Here is a 19,649-nt window from a genome sequence, read left to right as displayed (position 1 = left end):
CTCTCTTTCTCAGTCTGTCACCACGCCCTTTTGCAGCATGACATTCGCATACAGCGCCCTCTCTGAGGTCACGATAATCAGATACGAGGTCTTCGCCTCCTCGTAGAAGCGGAATCTCTCAAGGAAACCGATGGACGACACGCCGCGTCCGTCATTCCTTGCCACAATCTCTTCAAATTCCTTCCAGATCGGCGTCTCCACCGTATCTCCGGGCACCTTCTCCATCAGGGAAACCGGCTTCTCCACATAGCTGTCCAGCGGAAACAGCCTGAGCACTGCCTCCAGCACCTCCGGGACGCCGTGTCCGTCGAGCCGGATCACCTTGGCATTTTTCCCCACGCTGTGCGCGGGGAAATTGCCGTCCGAGATCACCAGCCTGTCGGAATGCCCCATCTCACAGAGCGCCGCCAGAAGCTCCGGCGACAGTATTCCGGGAATTCCTTTCAGCATTTTCGGATCCTTTCTCCCTTTCGGAATTATTCATACAGACAGGGCTTTATGTCCTCTGCTTCCATGTTATCTGCATTGTACCACTTCGCGCCGGTATCTACATCCTCAACCGTCTTTCCGCCGGCAGCTTCTACAGCAAGCTTCACTGCCTGATAGCCGATCTGTACCGGATCCTGCGTTACCGCGCCTGCGAAGGTCTTGTTTCTGACAGCATCCAGCAGCTTCTTGCCTGCGTCGAAGCCGACTGCCACGACCTTGCCCTCTCCGAGCTTATCCAGACCCTCGTTCGCCGTAATGATAGCGTTTGCTGCGAACTCATTGGAGCCATAGATGGCAATCAGATCAGACTTCTCCAAAATCGAGGAAGCAACTGCCGCCGCGTCCACATCCTTCACCTCTGCCGGAATGCCGACATCGAGAATCACCTTCGCGCCCGCCTTCACATTCTTCAGGCTGTCATGCCCCTCGACCGATACGTTCTCCGGTCCGCAAAGCTCCGTCATCCTGTCCACGAAGCCCTTCGTTCTGGAAACGATGGACTGCGAGTTGGATTCCTGCGCAACGACGCCGATCCGGACAGGCGCACTCGCATCCTTCAGCTCCGTCTCGATCAGCTTATACAGCTCGTCTGCCGCTAACGCGCCCGCAACGGTATTATTGGTAGAAGCATTCGCCTTAATCGCACCCTCCGGAGCATCCGGGACGCCGGAGTCGAAGCCGATGATGGGGATGCCTGCCTCCATTGCCGACTGAATGGACGGAATGCTTGCCTGCGTGTCGAGCGCCGCGAGGCAGATCGCTGCCGGCTTTTTGGCAATCGCCGTATTCAGATACTCTACCTGCTGTGCGATCGCAGACTCATTATCCGGTCCCTGGAAGGTGACATCAACCTTAAACTCCTCTGCCGCCTTCTTCGTCCCCAGCTCTACTGCCTTCCAGAACTGATGCTGGAAGCCCTTCGCAATGACGTCGATATGCATATTCTCAGCCGCCGCTGCTGTCTCTGTCTTCTCAGTCTTTGAGCTGTCTGCCGCCGCGCTTTCCGCCGGCTTCGCGCTGCCGCCGCAGGCAGAAAGGGCAGATACTGCCACCATGGTGCTCAGGAGAGCCGCTGCGAGTTTTCTTGATTTTTTCATTTTTTCCTCCTTAATGATATCTACGTCCGGATTTTTGCTGCCTCTTCGGCTGAACTGCTTCCTCCGGAATAAATGAGTTCGATTTCAAGTACCATGTATGCCCCGTGCCGAAAGCTTCAGCGCCGCCAATCGTATAAATTCTGCGTGATGGCTTAGGGGCACCCGCCCATGGCATGTGCGTCATGAATCAACCAGTATATCCTTTTATTTTCCCCTTTTTCTGTTCAGCACATCCATATATACGGCGAAGATCAGGATGATGCCTGTGATGAAGAGCTGATAATGCGACTGTACGCCGATGTAGGGGAAGCCGATCTTCAGCACCGTCATGATGAACACGCCGACAATGGTGCCGAGTATCGTGCCCACGCCGCCCGCGAGCGAAGTGCCGCCGATCACGACACCGGCGATGGCATCCAGCTCGAAGCCATTTCCGGTATTGGGCTGCGCCGTCGTAAATACGGCGACATAAGCGATTCCCGCAAGTGCCGCAAAGAATCCGGAAAAGACATAGGCAAGGGTTTCATACTTCGCCACATTGATGCCGGAGAGCCTCGTCGCCTCCTTGTTGGAGCCGATAGAGAGAATGTAGCGTCCCAGCCTCGTCTTGTTCAAAACGATCGCCATAATGACTGCAATCGCTGCGAGAAGCACGAAGCCGGTCGGGAAGTTCTTCGGCAGGAGCCCACCGCTCCTGGTGACCATAAAAAACTCTCGAAACCACGCCCCCGCGGAATCTCCCTGCGGGAAGGAAATCGTCTTCGTGCCCGATACGATGGAACCCAGACCTCTCGACATCATCATCGTGCCCAGAGACGCGATAAAGGACGGCAGTCCGAGCCGTGCTACCATCAGCCCGTTGATCAGCCCGAACACGCAGCCGCTCAGAAGGATCACCAGCAGCACCAGTCCCATCGGGAGTCCCTTCTCCATCAGCGTTCCGCCGATCAGCGCCGTACAGATCGCCACCGTGCCGATCGAGAGATCCATGCCGCCGGTGCAAATCACGAAGGTCACGCCGATCGCCATGAATGCAACGTAGTAGGCAGACTTGGCGATATTGGTAAAGGTCGTCGCCTGCAGGAAATTTTCCGGTGTAATCACCGAAAAGGCAAGGCAGATCAAGATCAGAGCGGTAATGACGATTGCCCGCTGACTAGAAAATATCTTTTTCAACTTATCCATTGTTACTCTTCCCTTCCCGCTTAGTCGCAGATCCCATGATGATTTCCTGGTTCGCCTCTGAGATATCCAGCATTCCCGTCACCCTGCCCTCGCACATAACGATGACGCGATCACTCATCCGAAGCACCTCGGGCAGCTCGGAAGAAATCATAATGATGGATTTCCCCTCCTTCGCGAGGCTTTCCATCAGCGCGTAGATTTCACTCTTTGCGCCCACGTCGATGCCGCGGGTCGGCTCGTCGAAGATCAGGATGTCGGAGTCTCTCACCAGCCACTTGGCAATCACCACCTTCTGCTGGTTCCCTCCGGAGAGCTTCCTGACAAGCTGCGCCACGCTCGGCGTCTTGGTCTTCAGGCTTTCTACATATTTCTGTGCCGCCGCCCGGCTCTTCGCCTTGTCGATAAATACGCCGCGCGTAAAATTGCCGAGAGAAGCGATGACTGTATTTTCCTCAATCGACTTCTCTACAATCAAGCCATAACGCTTCCTGTCCTCCGAAAGGTAGCCGATCCCGTTCGCCACTGCATCCTCCGGCGAGTTGATCTCAACCTCTTTCCCATTTACGAATATCCTTCCGGAATCCTTCTTATCCGCTCCGAAGATGAGTCTCGCGACCTCTGTGCGCCCCGCTCCCATCAGTCCGGAGAAGCCGAGGATCTCCCCCTTCCGGAGCTCGAAGCTCACATCCTTTACCGCCTTTCCCCGACAGAGCCCCTCGCAGCGGAGGACGACCGGCGCATCCTCCGGCACATTGGACTTTGTCTTTGGCTCTCCGAAAATGGTTCTGCCGACCATCAGCTTGATGATATCGTTCTTGTCGCACTCCTTCGTAATGAGCGTCCCCACATACTCACCGTCTCGCATCACGATTACGCGATCGGAAATGACGTTGATCTCGTCCATCCTGTGCGAAATGTAGATCATGCCGGTTCCCTTTTCCCGGAGATCCCGGATGACCTTGAAGAGCTCCTCTATCTCGGAATCCGTCAGCGCCGCGGTAGGCTCATCGAAGATGATGATCTTCGCCTTGGAGGAAATCGCTTTCGCGATCTCCACCATTTGCTGCTTTCCTACCGTGAGGTTTCCGATCTTCTCCGCAGGATTGATGTTGATTTTCAGAGTTTGGAACAGCTCCTTCGCCCTTTCGTTCATCTTCCTGTCGTCAATGAAGAGTCCCTTCCTTTCTTCCCTGCCGATAAAGAGATTCTGCGCAACAGTCAAATCGTTCATCATGTTCAGCTCCTGATGCACGATAGAGATCCCCGCCGCCTCCGACTCCGCAGGACCCTTGTAGCAGACCTCCTCTCCCATATAACGGATCTCACCGGCATCCTTGGAGTAGATCCCGGTCAGGATCTTCATAAGGGTGGACTTGCCGGCTCCGTTCTCTCCCATCAGGGCGACCACTTCGCCTGCTTTCAGGTCGAGCGCCGCGTTTTTCAGCGCCGCGACGCCTGAAAACGACTTGCTGATCCCCTTCATTGAAAGTATTAAATCTCCCATATAAACCCCTCAGCAAATTCTCATGTACTGCGTCATACCGGATCAATTCTGCCGTATGCTCTTCTTCTGTCCGTAGGTCTTGAATTTCTCTGCCATCCGCGTCATTTCCTCGTCGGGAAGCACCACCGGCTTCCCGACGCTCCGCGCCTTCACATAGACCTCGGCGCAATACTCGATCTCCTCGACGATGTTGAAGGCATTCAGCAGATCGTTCGCCCCCGCCAGAATACCGTGGTTGGCAAGGATCACCGCCTTTCTGTCCTCCATTGCCTTCGCCGCGTTCACTGCGAGCTCATGCGTGCCGTAAGTCGCATACTCCGCACATCTCACGGTTGGCCCCGCTACCGCGATCATGTAGTGTGTCGCGGGCAGCTCCTCCCGGAGACAGGACAGCACCGTCGCATACATCACATGCGCATGAATCACCGCGTCGATATCTCCCCTCGTCCGATACGGCATCAGGTGCATTTCCCACTCCGAGGAAGGGGTGCGCGCCCCCTCTATGACCTTCCCGTCCAGATCGAGAATGACGATGTCCTCCGGCTGAATCTCAAAGAAATCGATGCCGGAAGGCGTGATCGCCACCATTTTATGCTCCCTGTCAAATACGCTGAGATTACCGCCCGTTCCCTTCGTAAGACCTGCCGTCACCAGCTTCCTGCCGTATTTCACGAGCTCTTCTCTTGCTTTTTCCATTAACATAATCTTTTCCTCTTATTTATAGAGCGGCCCGTAGTAAGCGCAAGCTCTGAAATCCTGACTCTCCAGATCGGTCGTGCCGAAGCCGCCGAAGGAATGCGGTCTGTAGATTCTGTCCTCCGTCACATTATGGAAGGCAACCGGAATCCGGAGCATGGAAGCCAGTGTGATCAGCCGATCCCCGACATGACCGTAAACGGACGCACCATGGTTCGCCCCCCACTTCGCCATGACATTGTAGACGCTGTCTGCCGACTTCGTGCTGAGATTCGGCGCAAACCATGTGGTCGGCCAGCTTCTGTCCGTCCTTTCGTCGAGGATCCGATGCACCTCCGGATCCAGCACGCAGGTATAGCCCTCGATAATCTGGAGAGTAGGCCCTACACCCTCGATGATATTCGTCCGGATCATGGTCACCGGCATCTCCGCGTCCGTCCTGAAGTGGGAGGAGAAGCCGCCGCCCCGGAAATACTCATAGTTCGCTCTGCACCAGTCGGTGGCATCCGTACATGCCTTGATGTCCTCCTCCGTGAGGTTCCACCACTCCTTCATGCAGCCCTCGCCCTTCTCATTTTTCGCCGCCGCCGAGCCGTCGAGACAGCTTGCACCGGAATTGATGAGATGGATAATGCCGTTTGCCGCTCTGCCTGTGAGCTCCCTGCCGGTAACTCTCTTCACCGACTCCGGCGACCAGTAGGTTCTGACATCGCTGAAGATCGCAGCCTTGTTGGTCACGAGCCATCCGAACAGCATGGAAATGCCGTTCAGCGTATCGTTTTCCGTCGCGAACGGAATCGGCTCTCTCTTGCCGTTCCAGTCGAAGCCGGACGCGGTGATCGCCTCTGTAAAGTCTGCATTCGGAAGCCAGTCCGTCCACATTCTCTGCCCCTGGAAGCCGCCGGCGATCGCATTTCTGCCGAGCGCCTCCTCATGCCAGCCGAGCTCGTCCAGCTTCGGATTACCCTTCAGAATATCCCTGACGATCAGCGCATGCTTGACACAGAACTCCCACTGCTTGTCATCCGGAATCCATCTGGACTTCCGGATAATCTCCGGGAACTCCTTGCCGGCATTGACATCGTAGCCCTCCTTACAGTTTTCCCTAACCCAGCGGAGCGCTCTCTCATACTCCTCGTGATCGTAGATCTCCAGCTCGATTCTCCGCAGGATCTCCGTCATATCCACCCACTCTGTCCGCATTCCCAGATACTTCTGGAGGAAGTCCACATTCACGACAGAGCCTGCGATTCCCATTGCGACTGCGCCGAGGTTTACATAGGACTTGTTCTTCATCAGTCCTACGGCGACCGCACCTCTCGCGAAATCCAGAATCTTCTTCCTGACGTCCTCCGTGATCTCTGCATCATCCTTATCCTGCACATTCTGTCCATAGATGGAGAATGCCGGCAGGCCTCTCTGCGCATACGCCGCCATCACTGCGGCGAGATATACCGCGCCCGGTCTCTCTGTCCCGTTGAAGCCCCAGACCGCCTTGATGGTATTGGGATTCAGATCCATCGTCTCCGTGCCGTAGCACCAGCACGGCGTCACGGTGAGAGTGCCGATCACATTCTGAGTCGAGAAAAATTCCTCGCACTTCGCCGCCTCCGCGCCGCCGCCGATCGTGCAGGGGGAGATCACGCACTGTACCGGCGTCCCGTCCGGATAGCGAAGCTCCCGCTCGATCAACTCCTTCGCTCTGCCTGCCATACCCATTGTCTGCTCTTCCAGCGACTCTCTGACGCCGCCCCAGCGTCCGTCGATTACCGGTCTGATACCTATCTTGGGATAATTCATCTTTCTTCCTCCTTTATGTAAAAATAACGTAACGATTCCCTAATACTGCTTCATCTCCTGCGAACAATATGCTGCACGGAGCCCCTCCTCCAGGCTGCCAATCTCACCGATGGCATATAGCTGCAGCAGAACATTGCCGAGCGCCGAGGCCTCATAAGGACCGGCGATAACCGTGACCGAAAGCCGCTTCGCAATCAGACGGCAGAGGAGCGCAGATCTGGCGCCGCCTCCGATCATATGGATCTTCCGGTATTTCCTGCCGGTGAGCTCCTCCAGCGCAGCCTTCACCTCCGCATACTTCCGCACCATGCTCTCATAAATGATACGGAAATACTCCATCTCGTTTTCCGGGATGGCGAGTCCCCGTTCCCGAAGGTATGCGTCTATCGCCTCCTTCGCGTCTGTCTCTTCGCTTCCGAAGCGTGGATCCTCCATATCGATGAGATTCCGAATGCTCTCCTCCCTTTCGCAGGATGCCTCCACATAGGCCGTGATTTCATCGAAGCTCAGCCTCCTGCCCAGCCGCTTCTCGCAACCCGCCTTGTACTTCTCGAAAAGGTAGAGCCCCGTGAGATTCTTGAAGAGAAGCGGCGCGGAGCCGTAGCCCAGCTCGTTGGTGAGCCCCTTTTCATACGCTTTCTCCGAGAGATCGGGGCTCTCTGCCCGAATCCCGAAGAGCGACCATGTCCCGCAGCTCAGGAACATGGTATCCTCCTCCGTCATCGCCCTCGTGAGCAGTACGGCGCTCGCAGTATCATGCCCGCAAACGGAAACCACCTCGATGTCCAGATCCCGAAGAGAAGCGATCCGCCCATCCCGAACCCTGCCGCTTATGCGCCCTGCCTTCCCGATCGGCGGCAGCTTGCTTCTGTCCAGATCAAACGCGCGGAGCAGCCTCTCGCTGTAGTCTCCTGTCTTCAGGTTCAGAAGCTGTGTGGTAGAGAGAATCGTCTCTTCGCCCTGTACGCTCCCGCAGAGAAGATACTGCAGCAGATCCGGCAGCATCAAAAGCTTCGCCGCTCTTTCATAGACCTCCGGGCTCCGCTTCCGGAGCGTCAGGAGCTGGAACAACGTATTGATGTGCATAATCTGCGTGCCGGTTTCTGTGAAAATTTCCTTCTCGGGCAGTACACGCACCGCCTCCGAAAAGCCCTCCTGATGCGCGGGATCCCGATAGGAAACCGGTGCCTCCAGCAGCGTCCCGTCCTCCGAGAGCAGTCCGAAGTCTACGCCCCATGCATCGATGCCTACCGACGTGATTTCATCCGCGTTCTCCCGAATTGTCTGCACAATTTTGTTCAGAAGCGCATCAAAATCCCAGCGAAGCCGATCATTTGAAGTTTTTATTTCATGTGCGAAGCGCATCACCTCCCGAAGCCGGACTTTTCCGTCCTCTGTATATCCTATGATGCCCCTGATGGAGGTCGCGCCCATGTCGATCGCCAGTACCTTCCTCATATTTTCCTCCTGATCGGCAGCTTATTTCCCCTTATAATTGAACATATTTATAACAGCTCTTATTTTTTTTCGAGCTTATCCTGTTTTTTTGCTGCTATATTTAAGCGAATCATAGCATATTATATATATTTTGACTATATTTGGTCTTTTGATTGGAATATGTTTTTTTCGCTTCGCCTTTTTGTTCATATTTGTCCAATTTTATTCATTTTGATTCATTTTTTACTTCTACCGCTGTTCAAAAATGCTATACTGTCAGAAAAGGAGGCCGCAAATGAAATATATAGAACGAAAAAAACAGATTCTGGCATACCTTAACAGCACCAATGGCGTAGGCGACATTGCCAATATGTCCAAAAAGCTCTATGTCTCGAGATCTACACTTCGGCGAGATGTAATCGCGCTGGAGGAGGAGGGGATCGTCAAGAGGCACCACGGCGGGATCAGCCTGATCGCGCCCAGCTCCTCGGAGAATTCCATCAGTATCAGAAAAATGGAAAATATAGAAAAAAAAATAGCCCTGACCAAACGTGCCAGAACTCTCCTGCAGGACAATATGGTGATTTTTCTGGATTCCTCCTCGACGGTAAGCCTCTTTATCCCTTACCTGAAGCCCTTCAGCAAGCTGACCGTCATTACCAACGGAATCAACATCGCCAGCCGCCTGAATAACTATCCGAACATCAAGTGCTATATCTGCCCCGGCATCCTGAAGAGCCGGAGCCTCTCCATCATCGGCGAATATGCGTCCTCCTTTATCAGTAATTTCCGTGCGGATATCGCCTTTCTCTCCAGCAAGGCGATCACACGGCAGGGTATATTCGAGGGCGACGATTCGCAGGCGCTCTGCAAGCAGGAAATGATAAAAAACTCTTATAAATCCGTCCTTCTCCTCGATAACAGCAAGGAGTTCAAGGAGGGCTACTTCAAGCTCGCCGATTTCGCAGACTTCGACGTGATCGTCTCCAACGGCGAATTCGGCAGCGAAATCATGGCAGAGATCGACCGCTCGAACTGCAAGCTGCTGTTCTGATTTCCTCACTCGTCCTTTACGCCTCTTCCCTTCTCCTGCAGGAGCTCCGCACAGCTCCTGCACATGTCGAGGTCGTCGCAGACGAGGAAGCATCCGTCGCAGACCAGCCTATGGCAGATCGGACAGAGGTTGAAATGCGGCTCCAGCCTGCGCGTGGTTTCCTCCCGCAGCTGTTCCCATTCGCGACGGTAAAGAATCTGATAGATTCGCAGCTTCCCGTCCGACACGGGCCGAATCCCCGCCTTCGAAAACCTTCTCCTTTCACCAAGCTGCCTTTTCCCGCATTCCTCACAGCAGACTGCGAAGGAGAGCTCCGTGTCTGTGGAGCAGTCGATCAAGGCCTCCGGCACGATCTTGTTCAATGCGCTCTCCTCCTTTCCGTTCGTCCGCCGTCAAAGCGCTGTCCGCACATCCTCAATAGTAGTCGTCATAGCTCGGCGGCAGCGTATCTCCGTCCTCCCACGCTGCGCCCTCCTCCCGAAGGAAAAACTCGCAGTCACAGCCATCCTCCTCGTCGCCATATGCATAGCGGATGTCCAGTCTGCCGTCCGTATAAACGGTCAGAAGCTCAAATTCATCCTCCTCCGTGAGATACCAGTCAAAAATCCAGGAATCCTCCTCACCGATGTCCGGACTGAGCATGGTCTCATACTCCTCTATCCACATGGACAGAATCGGCGTATCCTCACTGGTAAAGTCCCCTACATCATAGATCTCGAAGAACGGTCTTCCATCGGCGTAATCAATGATTGCCCAGATATCCCGGAGCTCTTCCTCCTCTCCATGATCGAAGGAGCCTCGCAGATTCGTATACCGTGCGTAGCCGTACCAGCGGCTGGGGAATTGCAGGGTCTCGGAGTAGCCGCTGCCTGTCGTTCCCTCTGTCTCTGCTTCAGTTTTCTTCTCGTTCTTTTTCTCGTTTTTCTTCTCTTCGCTCTTCTCCTTATCTTTATTTTTATCTTTTTCCTTATTCTTGTCTTTTTCCTTCTCCTTGTTTCCGGAGGATTGTTCCTTCCCCTTTACAAAGATCATCTCGAGCTCGTCATCCCCGACGGAAATACTCTGTTTCTTGCTGTCATAGCTATACTCGTAAACAGAATCATCGTCCATCGTGAACGTCTTCTTGTCCCACCGGAAACTCATCTCTTCATCGAAGACATAGAATGTTCCGCTGCCGTCCTTCTCCAGCTTCATCCAGTAAGGCTCCTGTTCCACTCCAAACTCGGCGAGCTGCTCGATCAGATCATCCATATCCGTCGTCTCACCATCCTGTGTGATCGTGCTGAGATAGTAGGTTCCCGCGAGATCGTTCTTCTTGCCGCCAAAGAGCTTCGGAATCACGACCGTAAACAACAGGACAAGGACGAGGAGGGCTCCCGCGCCGCCGGCAATGAGCGGGATCGGCAGGGACTTTTTCTGCTTCGGCGGTACGAAGCCGCCTCCGCCGTAGCTTCCGCCCGGCTGCGGCTGGGTATAGCTGCCCTGCGGCGTACCATAGCTGCCGCTCGCCGCCTTCACCCCCGAAGCATCATAGCTGCCGCCCGGCTGCGGCTGGATATTGCCGCCCTGGGGCGCGTTGCAGCTGCCGCCCGGCGGGTTCGTCCCCGAGGCATCATAGCTGCCGCCGCCCGGGTATGTGCCGCTTCCGGCACTGCCGCCCTGTGCGGAAGCATTGTAGCTGCCGCTCTGCTGCCCCGCGGAGCCGCTCCCCTGCGCAGGCGCACTGCAGCTTCCGCTCTGCCCCTCCGTGGCTGTCTCGGAGGTGTTCTGTTCCGTCATTGTTACCGGATTTCCCCTGTCCGGCAGAGAATTGTCCCCTCCACTCTTCTCCACAGGCGCTTCCGACTTCGCCAAAGCACTATCCATCGCAGTTCCCGCCGCCGCTTCTTCCGGAGCGCTCTGTACTCTCGCGCCACAGCTCGGACAGAACTTCGTATCGTCCTGCAGCTGGCTTCCACAATTCTCACAGAATCTCATATTCCCTCCTTTTCTATCCACCGGTTTCCGCATGGGAGCCCGGATCATCTACCACATCCGCTATGCTTACGAAGCGAAAGTCCTTTTCATTCCGGAGAAGCGTAACCACGAAAGGCGTCTCCTCATAGGTGTACAGAGGATAGCAGAGGATCTGTACCTCCTCTCCGTCCATTTCGATCAGCTCCCCGATGAATACGACATGGTTCGTGTCTCCATGCACCATATAGTAGACGTCCAATGCAGGGAGATACCCCGCATCCCAGGTCCAGCGCTTCTCCGAGATCCCGAAGCCGGTCACCCGCTTAAGCAGCGCATCCAGCTTCTTCGTCGTCACATAGCTGACATCCGTTGCAAGCCGCCCGTCCTCTGCCTCTACTGCTGCAAACACCTTCTCCCAGGGTACACTCTCATCCTCCATCTGATAGACGATCTCCGCAATTGAGAAGGGATATCCCTCTACAGAAGAGAAACGTGCCCAAAGGAAGCCATTGACGCCGCCTTCATTCAGAAAATGAATCGCCGCGGATTCCGTCTCAGGGATACTTCTGCCGCCAACGCGCCGATCCAGTACTCTTTGCAGCTTTTTCAGATTTTCCTGCTCTATGCTGTTCAGGACGCTGTCCTGAAACTGCTCCACCGGAACGTTCCCCTGATACCAGCTCCTGCTCTCGAAGTAACGCCGCTGTCCCTCATTTCGGAACTGCCTCCCATGTCGCGCATAGATCTCATTGATTGCCCGGCGGAGCTGCCAAAGCTCCATAGATTCGAGTCCCGCCTCCTCGAAGCGAAGCTCCGCACTGTACGGAAGCACCTCGTCATAGTCCTCCGCCAGCAGCGCCGCATTCACGATACGGAAGCGCCCGCTTTGCCGTTCCTCCTGTGTTGCATCCACGGCTTTTTCGCTGCCTTCCGGCACGCTCTCCTCTCGCGGCTGTCCTTTTTCAGTTTCCCCCTTCTTTTTCTGTCCGCTCCGCGCGGCACCGGTATCACTTTTTTTCCGCGCTTCCTGCTGTGCCGCATCTCTCCGGAGCGCCCGCGCTTCCTGCTCTTCCTGCCCCGTCTCCTCCGACTCTTCCGTCACCTCTCCCTGCGCTGCTTCCGTCACAGGGTTCTGCTCCGAAAGGCTGTGGCAGCCGTTTAAGCAGAGCAGGGAAAGGAGCACTCCCAGCATAGCCGCTCTCCCTGTGCCGCTTCCTTCTCGTCTCTGCCTCCGCATTTTCTGCTTCCTTTCCCGGCGCATTCTCCTCTACGCTTAATCCTTAAGCTCGTCCTCAAGACTGTCCTGTACCAGCGAGGCATCCTTATCGGTCAGCGCATCGACCTCCGGCTTGATCGCCTCAAGCGCTTCCCTGCCACCGTGCGTCTTGATGACATCAAAGGCGGCGGTACGTCCGAGCCAATCGGCATTCGGATCCAACGCAATCTCCTTCATGACCGCAATCAATTCCTCCGGCTTGTAATAGCTTGCCTTCTCCTTCCATTCCGGGAAAGAGCTCTCTGAGATCATGTCCGCTTCCCCGACTGTGGTCCAGAACGGAACATTCTCTGATCTCGGCGTTTTCTTGTAGTAATCCATGCAGGCTTTGTATGCCGCCTCGCTCGTCGCCTCATGGAAGGGAAAGTCCAGCCACATATCGGTAAGCCCGTCTACTGCAGCGCCGTGCAGCTCATACTTCGTCTCATCATTCAAAATTTCCACAAGCGGCGCCACAACTCTGTCGTCCTCCAGTCCGCCGCAGTTTCGGCATGCAGCCTTCGCCACCTCTTGATCCTCGTCCTGTATCAGCGCGATTTCCGCCTCTACCGCGCCCTCCATTTCCTTGTTCCAGGAGCTGCCGATCCAGGCCGCCGCCTGTTCCCTGACCCTGGGGTGAGTATGCTTCGACATCGAAATGAGAAAGGGGCCTATCTCCGGATCCGAGCCTTCGTTTCCCAGTGTCCGGATCATTGCCCGCAGCACATACGGATCCTTCTCGGTTCCGATCGCCTCCTTCGCCAGCGCCCTGTTTGTATCCGTGAGTCCCAGCAGAGACTCCATCCACTCGTAGGCCTCGGCACGAACCTGCGGATACTCGCTGGCAAGCAGCTGCTTCATCGAATCCTCGCTGCAGGTATACCGGATCTCCTTCTCTCTCAGAAGAGAAAATGCCTCTGATGTGATATTCTCCTCCAGCTGCAGCTCCTCTGTGATCGGCACATAGCGATAGGTAGAAGTCAGCCAGACGAAGTTCTCGTCGCTGAGCTCTGTCTTGTCGAGGAGATCCTTCAGCAGATCCTCGGCAGTCATATTCTCATAGTCCAGCTCCTCCGCTCCCTCGGCCTCCGCTTCCGTCGTCTCCTTTTCGCCCTTCTCCGTACGCTTCTCGCTCTCCTCTACCGTACTCTCCTCCGTCTTCTTCTCCGAACACGCCGTCATAGACAGAAAAAATACACCAACCGCCAAAGGCAATATTATCCAATAGCGTCTTCTCTTCATTTCCCTTATCCCCCTTCGAAAATCATGTGACGGCGGCGGAAACCCGCCGCCGTCACGCCCTGTCGCGGTCTAACCGCCCCTTGTCTCACTCTATGCTTTTCCCCTTACTGCCCTGTACATTTCCCCTGCTGCGATTTCATCGCCCTTACCGCTCTTACTTCTTGTCGACCTTGATAAACGGCGACAGCACACCGCCGAGTCTCGGCAGAGACATGGTCTGGATATATGCCTTTCCCGGTCCGATCACCACGGTATCCACCAGTCCCTCACCGCCCAGCAGCTTATTCTTCAGACCTTTGACCACGCGGACATCCATCTGACAGCTCTCATCCATCAGCGCAACAAGCCCCGTATCGCAGACCAGCTCCTCTCCTGCCTGCAGGTCATATTCCTTCACATAGCCGTCCAGCTCGAGGAATACCAGTCCCGGCCCGGTCACTTTCTGCATAATGAAGCCCTCGCCGCCAAAGAGTCCGGCTCCCAGCTTTTTCTGGAAATAGACTGACAGCTCCACCTGAGAGGTCGCACAGAGAAATGCGGATTTCTGGCAGATCAGGCTCTGTCCCGGCTGCAGCTCCCGCACAATGATGCTTCCCGCAAAGGATGATGCAAAGCCGATCTCCGCCGGTCCCTGCGCGGTATAATAGCTCATAAACAGATTTTCACCGGAAAACATTCTCCCGAGGCTCTTCCCGATACCGCCCGGCGCCTTGGTTTCCGTAGTGACTGCCCCCTTCGCCCAAGCGCGCCCCCCGAGCTCACTGACGATGGTCTCTCCCGGCTCCAGCTGAATAATCGCCGCCGGAAGACTTCCTCCCTCGATCTGATAACGCATAATGTCTCCTCCTTTTTCCTGCCGCACGCACAACGCGTCAGCTATGCCCCCTCGCCCTGACAACTGCTGTCAGCGCTTCCTTAACACTAAAAATAACTATACAGACTTTTTAGAGAAAATCCATTACCCATCGGATACTTTTCCTCGAAAAATGTAAAAATTATCCGACGAATACCACTATTTTGCACAAAAACAGGCGGCAAATCCATGCAATATGCACAGTATTGCCGCCTGTTTTTCATGAACAATAGCAGGGCATCATAGCTCCCGCACACGCTCCGCAGGCTGCTCCAGCTCCGAAAGCCTCCCGCAGCGCTTCAGGAGATCGAGGTAGAGCTGCAGCTCATCCCGCGAGCGCACGCCGAGCTTCTCGTAGATGCTTCGGTTATGCTTCCGTACCGTATTCAGACTGACACAGGCGAGCTCCGGTACCTCCGCGATCTGATAGCCCCGAATATAGTAGGAAAGGATATTCCGCTCCGACAGCGTCAGCGTCCGGCTGTTTTCCACGAAGCGATCGAAGAGCTCCTTGATTTCCGGCGGAAGCCCTGACTCTGTCCGTCCTCCGTTCCGGTATTCCGCATTTTTCAGCTCCAGAAACTCCGCCAGCGCATCGAGCTCTGAAATACCGGTACTGCCGCCCCCATTCTCCCGATGTATCGCATCCGTCTTCAGAGCCTCCAGCCCTCTGAGAATCGGCTTCACGAAATGATGCGAGAGAACGAAGGAGCAGAGCAGCATGATCAGGACAAATGCCGCTACCGCTGCGATGATCCGGCTTCGCTGCCGTGCGTTCTGCAGCTGATAATCTGAATAGGAGAGCAGCACCGCGAGCGCCCACTGCCTGCCCGAAGCATCCCGCGCCTCCATAAAGGGCTGATGCATACCGAGGTAATGTCTGCCCTCTCCCAGATAGCTGTTAAACCTCCTGCCCTGCTCAATCCGAAGCGGCTGCCCGTCATCGAAGTAGCTGTCGCCCCGCTCTCCGATCAGCCCGCCGGGCAGAAGCAGCTGATCCCCCTCCAGCGGCGCGAAAACCGTGACCATATCTCCGTACCGGCTCTCTACCGCAGCATAGCTCAGCCGAAACAGAAGCTCACTGATTTCGAGTCCGCAGAGACCGTAGCGCTCTCCGCCGCTCCCCACCACCGGTATGCTCAGAAATATGCCGTTCTCCCAGGTATCCCGCAGCCTGTGCCGCTCGATCCAGAGATAATCCTGTCTCGTGCTCTTCTCCGCGAGCTGCTGCGAATACCATTCCATCTCGCCGGTATTAAACTCCATATTCCAGCGGTTATGCAGCTGGATCTGCTTCTGCATCGCGAGCTCGGAATGACCCCGAAAGAGGAAGATGTCATTCTCCGGTGCCGTGCTGCTGCTGACATTCCCGAGTCGTAAATAGATGCCGCTGCGAGATGTCGCCGCGCCGGGTGCCTTCGTATTGACCGTCGCGTCAAAAACAGCGAAAACGCCGCTTACACGGGTAATATTCAGCTCATTTTCCAGAAGCGGATAGAGCCGCTCCTGCATTTCCTCCAGCTGTACGGCATTATTCTGCAGCGCTCTGATATTGTAGGGATAGCTGAGAATATCCTGCTCCAGCGTCCTGCTGAGCCGCTCGGAAAAATAAATCCCGTTCCCCGTATAGAACGCGAGCCGCTCCTGCATCTCTCTGCTCCGGTTCCGAAGCTGTACCTCCAGCGTCTGCCGAAGGCTCCGCCCGCTCTCCGTAAAGACCCCCATTCCGAGCAGCAGGAGCAGCAGGATGCCGCTGCTTATGAAAATCAGACAGCAGAGGTACAGGAGCAGCTTTCCGCGCATCGAGCTGCTCTGCGCATTGAGCGCCCGCAGCAGCTGGCAAAAAGCAGGTTTTTCGCTCTCCGAATGCACTTTTCCATGTCTCCCAGCCTTCATCCGCCCGCTCATCCTCCGCTTCATCCCATCATTTGCAGCAAATTCTGATATGCCTGCTCCAGCTGCCGCTCCTTTTCCGCCTGCGCTGCGATGTCGCCTCCGGCATACTGCCCCTCTCCGACCGCCTCATGGTAAGCCTGCCTTGCTCTGGACAGCTCCAGCCGCACATTCTTTTCGAAGCGCATCTCCAGATCCAGATAATTCGGAAGCAGTGGAGCGACATAGAAGCGGTAATCCCGCTCTGTCTCCGCCAGCGCCCGATAGAGGCTTCTGTATTTCGGATTTTCCAAGCCCTTTACGATCTCCGGAAGCTGCCGGAACGCCTCCTCCGTCACCGGCATATATCCTGTCTTCGTCACGAATTCCACATTATTTACCGGCTCTGTCAGCCATTTCAGAAATGCTGCCGCCGCTCTCTCCCGTTCCGGGCTGGACTTCACCATGCAGAAGCCCGCACCTCTCTGCATAACCAGCCTCTCTCCGCCCTCGAAGACCGGAACCGGGCGTGCTACTACCTCAATCGGCTCTGAAATATTATTCCCATAGGTCACGACATCCTCATAGTAAAGAACACTCGCAGAGGACGCCACGCTCACGATCGCCCCGCCGGTGCGAAGCGGTTCCGTCGCATAGCCCTCACGCAGCCAAACCCCGCCGGAAAGTGCCGCATCGGCATAAGGCTCCCAGACCCGCCGAAACATTGGCCCGAAAGAGAGCTGCCCCTCCGCATCCCCTTCCCTGAAAAAATGCTCTCCGAGTGACTCGCAGCCGACCTGAAAGTAGTTGAAATGGTAGTCATGTACGAAGAAGCTCTTACCGTCATTCGGAATATCCGGCGTTTTCGCATCCGTCCATTCCGCATAGCGCTTCGCCAGCCGGAACAGCCCCTCCCAGGTTGCGAGCTCACGCTCCTCTGCTCCCGTCTCTGCCGCGAAGCGGTCAAACAAGGTCTTATTGATGAAGAGGATCTCCGTTGATTTCGCTACCGGGAAGATTACAAGCCTCCCGTCGAGCTTCCCCTCCTCCAGAAACGCCGGAAGGTATGCATCAAGCTCCGCTGCACTGAAATAATCGTTGTAATCCGCCAGAATACTCTGATCCGGCAGCGACAGCACCGTCTTCGGATAGGAGACGAACATATCCGGAAGCTCCGCCGCCCCCGGCTCCTTCCTCGCCGCAGAAAGCACCGCCTCGTGAATCGTATTGGTATTGGAGACGCTGGTAACCTGCACCTGTATCCCCAGCTCCCTGCCTCTGGTCTCATTGAAGCGGTCGATCGTCCGATTCAGTGGAGAATCCGTCTGACCGCCGTATACATGCCAGAGCGTCAGCACGATCGGTCCCTTCTCCTTCTGAAGCCCCGCGCAGCCCGCGAGAAGCATAGCCAGCATTCCGGCAATCCCTATCTGCAGCGCCCATTTCCCCCTCATAATCCCCTCCGCAATAATGTACTGACAACCGACGCTGTCATCATTATAGCAAACAGACGCAGCTTTGTCTTAGAAACATGCTGCGCCTGCTCTATGGATGGCTTTTTCTGTTTAAAGAGCCTTCTTTCAAATTTTTATCCCTTCTTTTCTCCTGCTTCCCCGAACTGCTTGCTCATGGTGTATTGCCGCCGGAAAGGATTGCGCCGAAAGGCAAGGAAGGATATAATCCTAACTGTCCGGAGCCATGCGTCTTATGCGCAGCAGCGGTTTCGGCATAGGGAAGTCAAGAGAAAGGATTCTTGCGGGAGCAGAAATATATGGAGAGAAAGCATCCGGAGATCAATATTCTGATTACGGCGGGAGGCACCAGCGAGGCGATCGACTCTGTGAGAAGGATCACCAATACCGGAAGCGGGAGACTGGGAAGCCTGATCGCAGACGCGTTCTCCGCACAGGAGGCGGTGCGGCAGATTTTTTATGTTTGCGCAAGGGATGCCGTCCGTCCCCACGCGGAACGGATAAGCTGTGTCACGGTACAGAGCGTCACCGATCTCCGGGACGCGGTCAACGCGATTCTGGAACGTCACACGATCCACTGTGTGATCCACAGCATGGCAGTCAGCGACTATACCGTCCGCGCGGTGTCTACGACAGAAGCCCTGGCAGCATTCCTGGAGGAGCATGCCTCCGCTCCTCAGAATATGCAGAGGGCGCTTCTGGACGGAATGGGGGAAACCGATCTCCGGAAAGGCGGCGGGAAGCTGTCCTCACAGATGAAGTCTCCCCTGCTCCTGCTGGAGCAGACGCCGAAGATCCTCCCCCTGTTTCGGGAGAAGCTGCCGGAGGCGGTGATCATCGGCTTCAAGCTGCTCCATCAGGTATCCGAGCAGACGCTTCTGGACACCGCACATCGCCTTCTCGTAAAAAACCGCTGCGATTTCGTGCTCGCCAATGACGCGGCAGAGATCAAGGGAGATCACCACCATGCCTTCCTGATGGATTCGGAAAGGAGGCTCTCTGCCTTTAATACGAAGCAGGAAATCGCAGCAGGGATCGTGGGAGCCGCTATGGAGACTGTCGCAAGGAGGAAAATCTGCAAATGAAAAAGAACATCATTCTCGGCATCACCGGAAGCATCGCCGCCTATAAAGCCGCCGACATCGCCAATACCCTGAATAAGGAGGGCCGCAGCGTCCATACCATCATGACCAGAGCAGGTACAGAGTTTATCACACCCCTCACCCTGCAAACGCTGACGAAAAACAAGGTCTATACCGATCTGTTCGCGCCCTGTGCTCCCTCCGAGGTGGAGCATATTTCACTGGCACAGCGCGCCGATCTGCTGCTGGTCGCCCCGGCAAGCGCGAATTTCATCGCCAAGGCTGCCGCGGGCATCGCCGACGATATGCTGAGCACCGTGCTGCTGGCTGTACGGGGAATTCCGATCCTGATCGCGCCCGCAATGAACACCGCAATGTACGAAAACCCGCTGACACAGCGGAATATCCGAACCCTGAAAGAGCTTGGGTTCTGCTTCATCGAGCCCCGCGAGGCGATGCTCGCCTGCGGATCGCTTGGAAAGGGGGCACTGGCGGATACAGAGCAGATCCTCTCCGCAGTCCGGGAGGCACTGGGAGAATGAGCAGAGGCTCCGCAAAATGAATCCCGGCCTGAAATTAAGGGTGTACTGATCCCGCACAGTGATCAGGGAGGTCAAGACACATCAGAGGAGCCCGTCGAATACTGTGAGCGTAT

The 19,649-nt window shown here is 55.6% G+C and carries 17 protein-coding genes; 3 read left to right on the top strand and 14 right to left on the bottom strand.

The window, feature by feature from the left end; genetic code table 11:
* Positions 1 to 9: 9 nt before the first annotated feature.
* The 7 genes from HW273_RS02480 to HW273_RS02450 all read right to left on the bottom strand — a co-directional run bounded on the left by HW273_RS02480 (position 10) and on the right by HW273_RS02450 (position 8,229).
* Positions 10 to 450: an RbsD/FucU family protein gene (locus HW273_RS02480; protein WP_179010282.1), complete on the bottom strand. Its 441-nt coding sequence runs from the start codon at positions 448 to 450 to the stop codon at positions 10 to 12.
* 26 nt (positions 451 to 476) lie between these two features.
* Entirely contained in the window at positions 477 to 1,586 is a 1,110-nt protein-coding gene (locus HW273_RS02475) for an ABC transporter substrate-binding protein (RefSeq protein ID WP_179010281.1), read from the bottom strand.
* A gap of 204 nt (positions 1,587 to 1,790) precedes the next feature.
* On the bottom strand, positions 1,791 to 2,771 hold the full coding sequence (locus HW273_RS02470; RefSeq protein WP_179010280.1) for an ABC transporter permease: 981 nt from the start codon (positions 2,769 to 2,771) through the stop codon (positions 1,791 to 1,793).
* Complete coding sequence (locus HW273_RS02465) at positions 2,764 to 4,275, bottom strand: sugar ABC transporter ATP-binding protein (protein ID WP_179010279.1); 1,512 nt, start codon at positions 4,273 to 4,275, stop codon at positions 2,764 to 2,766. The genes HW273_RS02470 and HW273_RS02465 overlap by 8 nt, the downstream gene beginning before the upstream one ends.
* A gap of 42 nt (positions 4,276 to 4,317) precedes the next feature.
* The gene (locus tag HW273_RS02460; RefSeq protein ID WP_207718925.1) at positions 4,318 to 4,977 is read right to left on the bottom strand and encodes an L-fuculose-phosphate aldolase; all 660 of its coding nucleotides are present in this window, start codon (positions 4,975 to 4,977) and stop codon (positions 4,318 to 4,320) included.
* Between the two features lie 12 nt (positions 4,978 to 4,989).
* Entirely contained in the window at positions 4,990 to 6,771 is a 1,782-nt protein-coding gene (locus tag HW273_RS02455; protein ID WP_179010278.1) for an L-fucose isomerase, read from the bottom strand.
* Positions 6,772 to 6,810: 39 nt separating this feature from the next.
* Positions 6,811 to 8,229: a rhamnulokinase gene (locus tag HW273_RS02450; RefSeq protein ID WP_179010277.1), complete on the bottom strand. Its 1,419-nt coding sequence runs from the start codon at positions 8,227 to 8,229 to the stop codon at positions 6,811 to 6,813.
* A 274-nt stretch (positions 8,230 to 8,503) separates the two neighbouring features.
* Between HW273_RS02450 and HW273_RS02445 the strand changes: the two genes are divergently transcribed.
* A complete protein-coding gene (locus tag HW273_RS02445) occupies positions 8,504 to 9,262 on the top strand; it encodes a DeoR/GlpR family DNA-binding transcription regulator (RefSeq protein ID WP_179010276.1) in 759 nt (252 codons plus the stop codon).
* Between the two features lie 5 nt (positions 9,263 to 9,267).
* Here the strand turns inward: HW273_RS02445 and HW273_RS02440 are convergent, their stop codons facing one another.
* The 7 genes from HW273_RS02440 to HW273_RS02410 all read right to left on the bottom strand — a co-directional run bounded on the left by HW273_RS02440 (position 9,268) and on the right by HW273_RS02410 (position 17,894).
* Positions 9,268 to 9,624 (bottom strand): hypothetical protein, encoded by a 357-nt coding sequence (locus HW273_RS02440; RefSeq protein WP_179010275.1) that lies wholly within the window; start codon positions 9,622 to 9,624, stop codon positions 9,268 to 9,270.
* 52 nt (positions 9,625 to 9,676) lie between these two features.
* The gene (locus tag HW273_RS02435; RefSeq protein WP_179010274.1) at positions 9,677 to 11,239 is read right to left on the bottom strand and encodes a zinc-ribbon domain-containing protein; all 1,563 of its coding nucleotides are present in this window, start codon (positions 11,237 to 11,239) and stop codon (positions 9,677 to 9,679) included.
* A 13-nt stretch (positions 11,240 to 11,252) separates the two neighbouring features.
* Positions 11,253 to 12,455, bottom strand: a complete 1,203-nt coding sequence (locus HW273_RS02430; RefSeq protein ID WP_179010273.1) for a YARHG domain-containing protein — start codon at positions 12,453 to 12,455, stop codon at positions 11,253 to 11,255.
* Between the two features lie 36 nt (positions 12,456 to 12,491).
* On the bottom strand, positions 12,492 to 13,715 hold the full coding sequence (locus tag HW273_RS02425) for a HEAT repeat domain-containing protein (RefSeq protein ID WP_179010272.1): 1,224 nt from the start codon (positions 13,713 to 13,715) through the stop codon (positions 12,492 to 12,494).
* Positions 13,716 to 13,869: 154 nt separating this feature from the next.
* The gene (locus HW273_RS02420; protein WP_179010271.1) at positions 13,870 to 14,550 is read right to left on the bottom strand and encodes an AIM24 family protein; all 681 of its coding nucleotides are present in this window, start codon (positions 14,548 to 14,550) and stop codon (positions 13,870 to 13,872) included.
* A gap of 258 nt (positions 14,551 to 14,808) precedes the next feature.
* The gene (locus HW273_RS02415) at positions 14,809 to 16,464 is read right to left on the bottom strand and encodes a helix-turn-helix transcriptional regulator (protein WP_179010270.1); all 1,656 of its coding nucleotides are present in this window, start codon (positions 16,462 to 16,464) and stop codon (positions 14,809 to 14,811) included.
* A gap of 20 nt (positions 16,465 to 16,484) precedes the next feature.
* Positions 16,485 to 17,894: an extracellular solute-binding protein gene (locus tag HW273_RS02410; protein ID WP_243206722.1), complete on the bottom strand. Its 1,410-nt coding sequence runs from the start codon at positions 17,892 to 17,894 to the stop codon at positions 16,485 to 16,487.
* Positions 17,895 to 18,211: 317 nt separating this feature from the next.
* Here HW273_RS02410 and HW273_RS02405 point away from each other — a divergent pair, with 317 nt between their 5' ends.
* Together HW273_RS02405 and HW273_RS02400 are read left to right on the top strand one after the other, a co-directional pair.
* The gene (locus HW273_RS02405; protein ID WP_179010269.1) at positions 18,212 to 18,997 is read left to right on the top strand and encodes a phosphopantothenoylcysteine decarboxylase domain-containing protein; all 786 of its coding nucleotides are present in this window, start codon (positions 18,212 to 18,214) and stop codon (positions 18,995 to 18,997) included.
* Entirely contained in the window at positions 18,994 to 19,536 is a 543-nt protein-coding gene (locus HW273_RS02400; protein WP_179010268.1) for a flavoprotein, read from the top strand. Before HW273_RS02405 ends, HW273_RS02400 begins: the two co-directional genes overlap by 4 nt.
* Positions 19,537 to 19,649: the final 113 nt, after the last annotated feature.

This window comes from Oribacterium sp. oral taxon 102 (genome assembly GCF_013394775.1).
Taxonomy (GTDB): domain Bacteria; phylum Bacillota; class Clostridia; order Lachnospirales; family Lachnospiraceae; genus Oribacterium.
This window is presented reverse-complemented; position numbering and strand designations above follow the sequence as displayed.

Bases quoted from the DNA above. Each gene is read 5' to 3' on its own strand.
- HW273_RS02480 (WP_179010282.1), bottom strand. From the start codon at position 450: ATGCTGAAAGGAATTCCCGGAATACTGTCGCCGGAGCTTCTGGCGGCG.
- HW273_RS02475 (WP_179010281.1), bottom strand. From the start codon at position 1,586: ATGAAAAAATCAAGAAAACTCGCAGCGGCTCTCCTGAGCACCATGGTG.
- HW273_RS02400 (WP_179010268.1), top strand. From the start codon at position 18,994: ATGAAAAAGAACATCATTCTCGGCATCACCGGAAGCATCGCCGCCTAT.
- HW273_RS02415 (WP_179010270.1), bottom strand. From the start codon at position 16,464: ATGAAGGCTGGGAGACATGGAAAAGTGCATTCGGAGAGCGAAAAACCT.
- HW273_RS02430 (WP_179010273.1), bottom strand. From the start codon at position 12,455: ATGCGGAGGCAGAGACGAGAAGGAAGCGGCACAGGGAGAGCGGCTATG.
- HW273_RS02410 (WP_243206722.1), bottom strand. From the start codon at position 17,894: ATGAGGGGGAAATGGGCGCTGCAGATAGGGATTGCCGGAATGCTGGCT.
- HW273_RS02450 (WP_179010277.1), bottom strand. From the start codon at position 8,229: ATGAGGAAGGTACTGGCGATCGACATGGGCGCGACCTCCATCAGGGGC.
- HW273_RS02460 (WP_207718925.1), bottom strand. From the start codon at position 4,977: ATGTTAATGGAAAAAGCAAGAGAAGAGCTCGTGAAATACGGCAGGAAG.
- HW273_RS02425 (WP_179010272.1), bottom strand. From the start codon at position 13,715: ATGAAGAGAAGACGCTATTGGATAATATTGCCTTTGGCGGTTGGTGTA.
- HW273_RS02465 (WP_179010279.1), bottom strand. From the start codon at position 4,275: ATGGGAGATTTAATACTTTCAATGAAGGGGATCAGCAAGTCGTTTTCA.
- HW273_RS02470 (WP_179010280.1), bottom strand. From the start codon at position 2,771: ATGGATAAGTTGAAAAAGATATTTTCTAGTCAGCGGGCAATCGTCATT.
- HW273_RS02455 (WP_179010278.1), bottom strand. From the start codon at position 6,771: ATGAATTATCCCAAGATAGGTATCAGACCGGTAATCGACGGACGCTGG.
- HW273_RS02405 (WP_179010269.1), top strand. From the start codon at position 18,212: ATGGAGAGAAAGCATCCGGAGATCAATATTCTGATTACGGCGGGAGGC.
- HW273_RS02435 (WP_179010274.1), bottom strand. From the start codon at position 11,239: ATGAGATTCTGTGAGAATTGTGGAAGCCAGCTGCAGGACGATACGAAG.
- HW273_RS02445 (WP_179010276.1), top strand. From the start codon at position 8,504: ATGAAATATATAGAACGAAAAAAACAGATTCTGGCATACCTTAACAGC.
- HW273_RS02420 (WP_179010271.1), bottom strand. From the start codon at position 14,550: ATGCGTTATCAGATCGAGGGAGGAAGTCTTCCGGCGGCGATTATTCAG.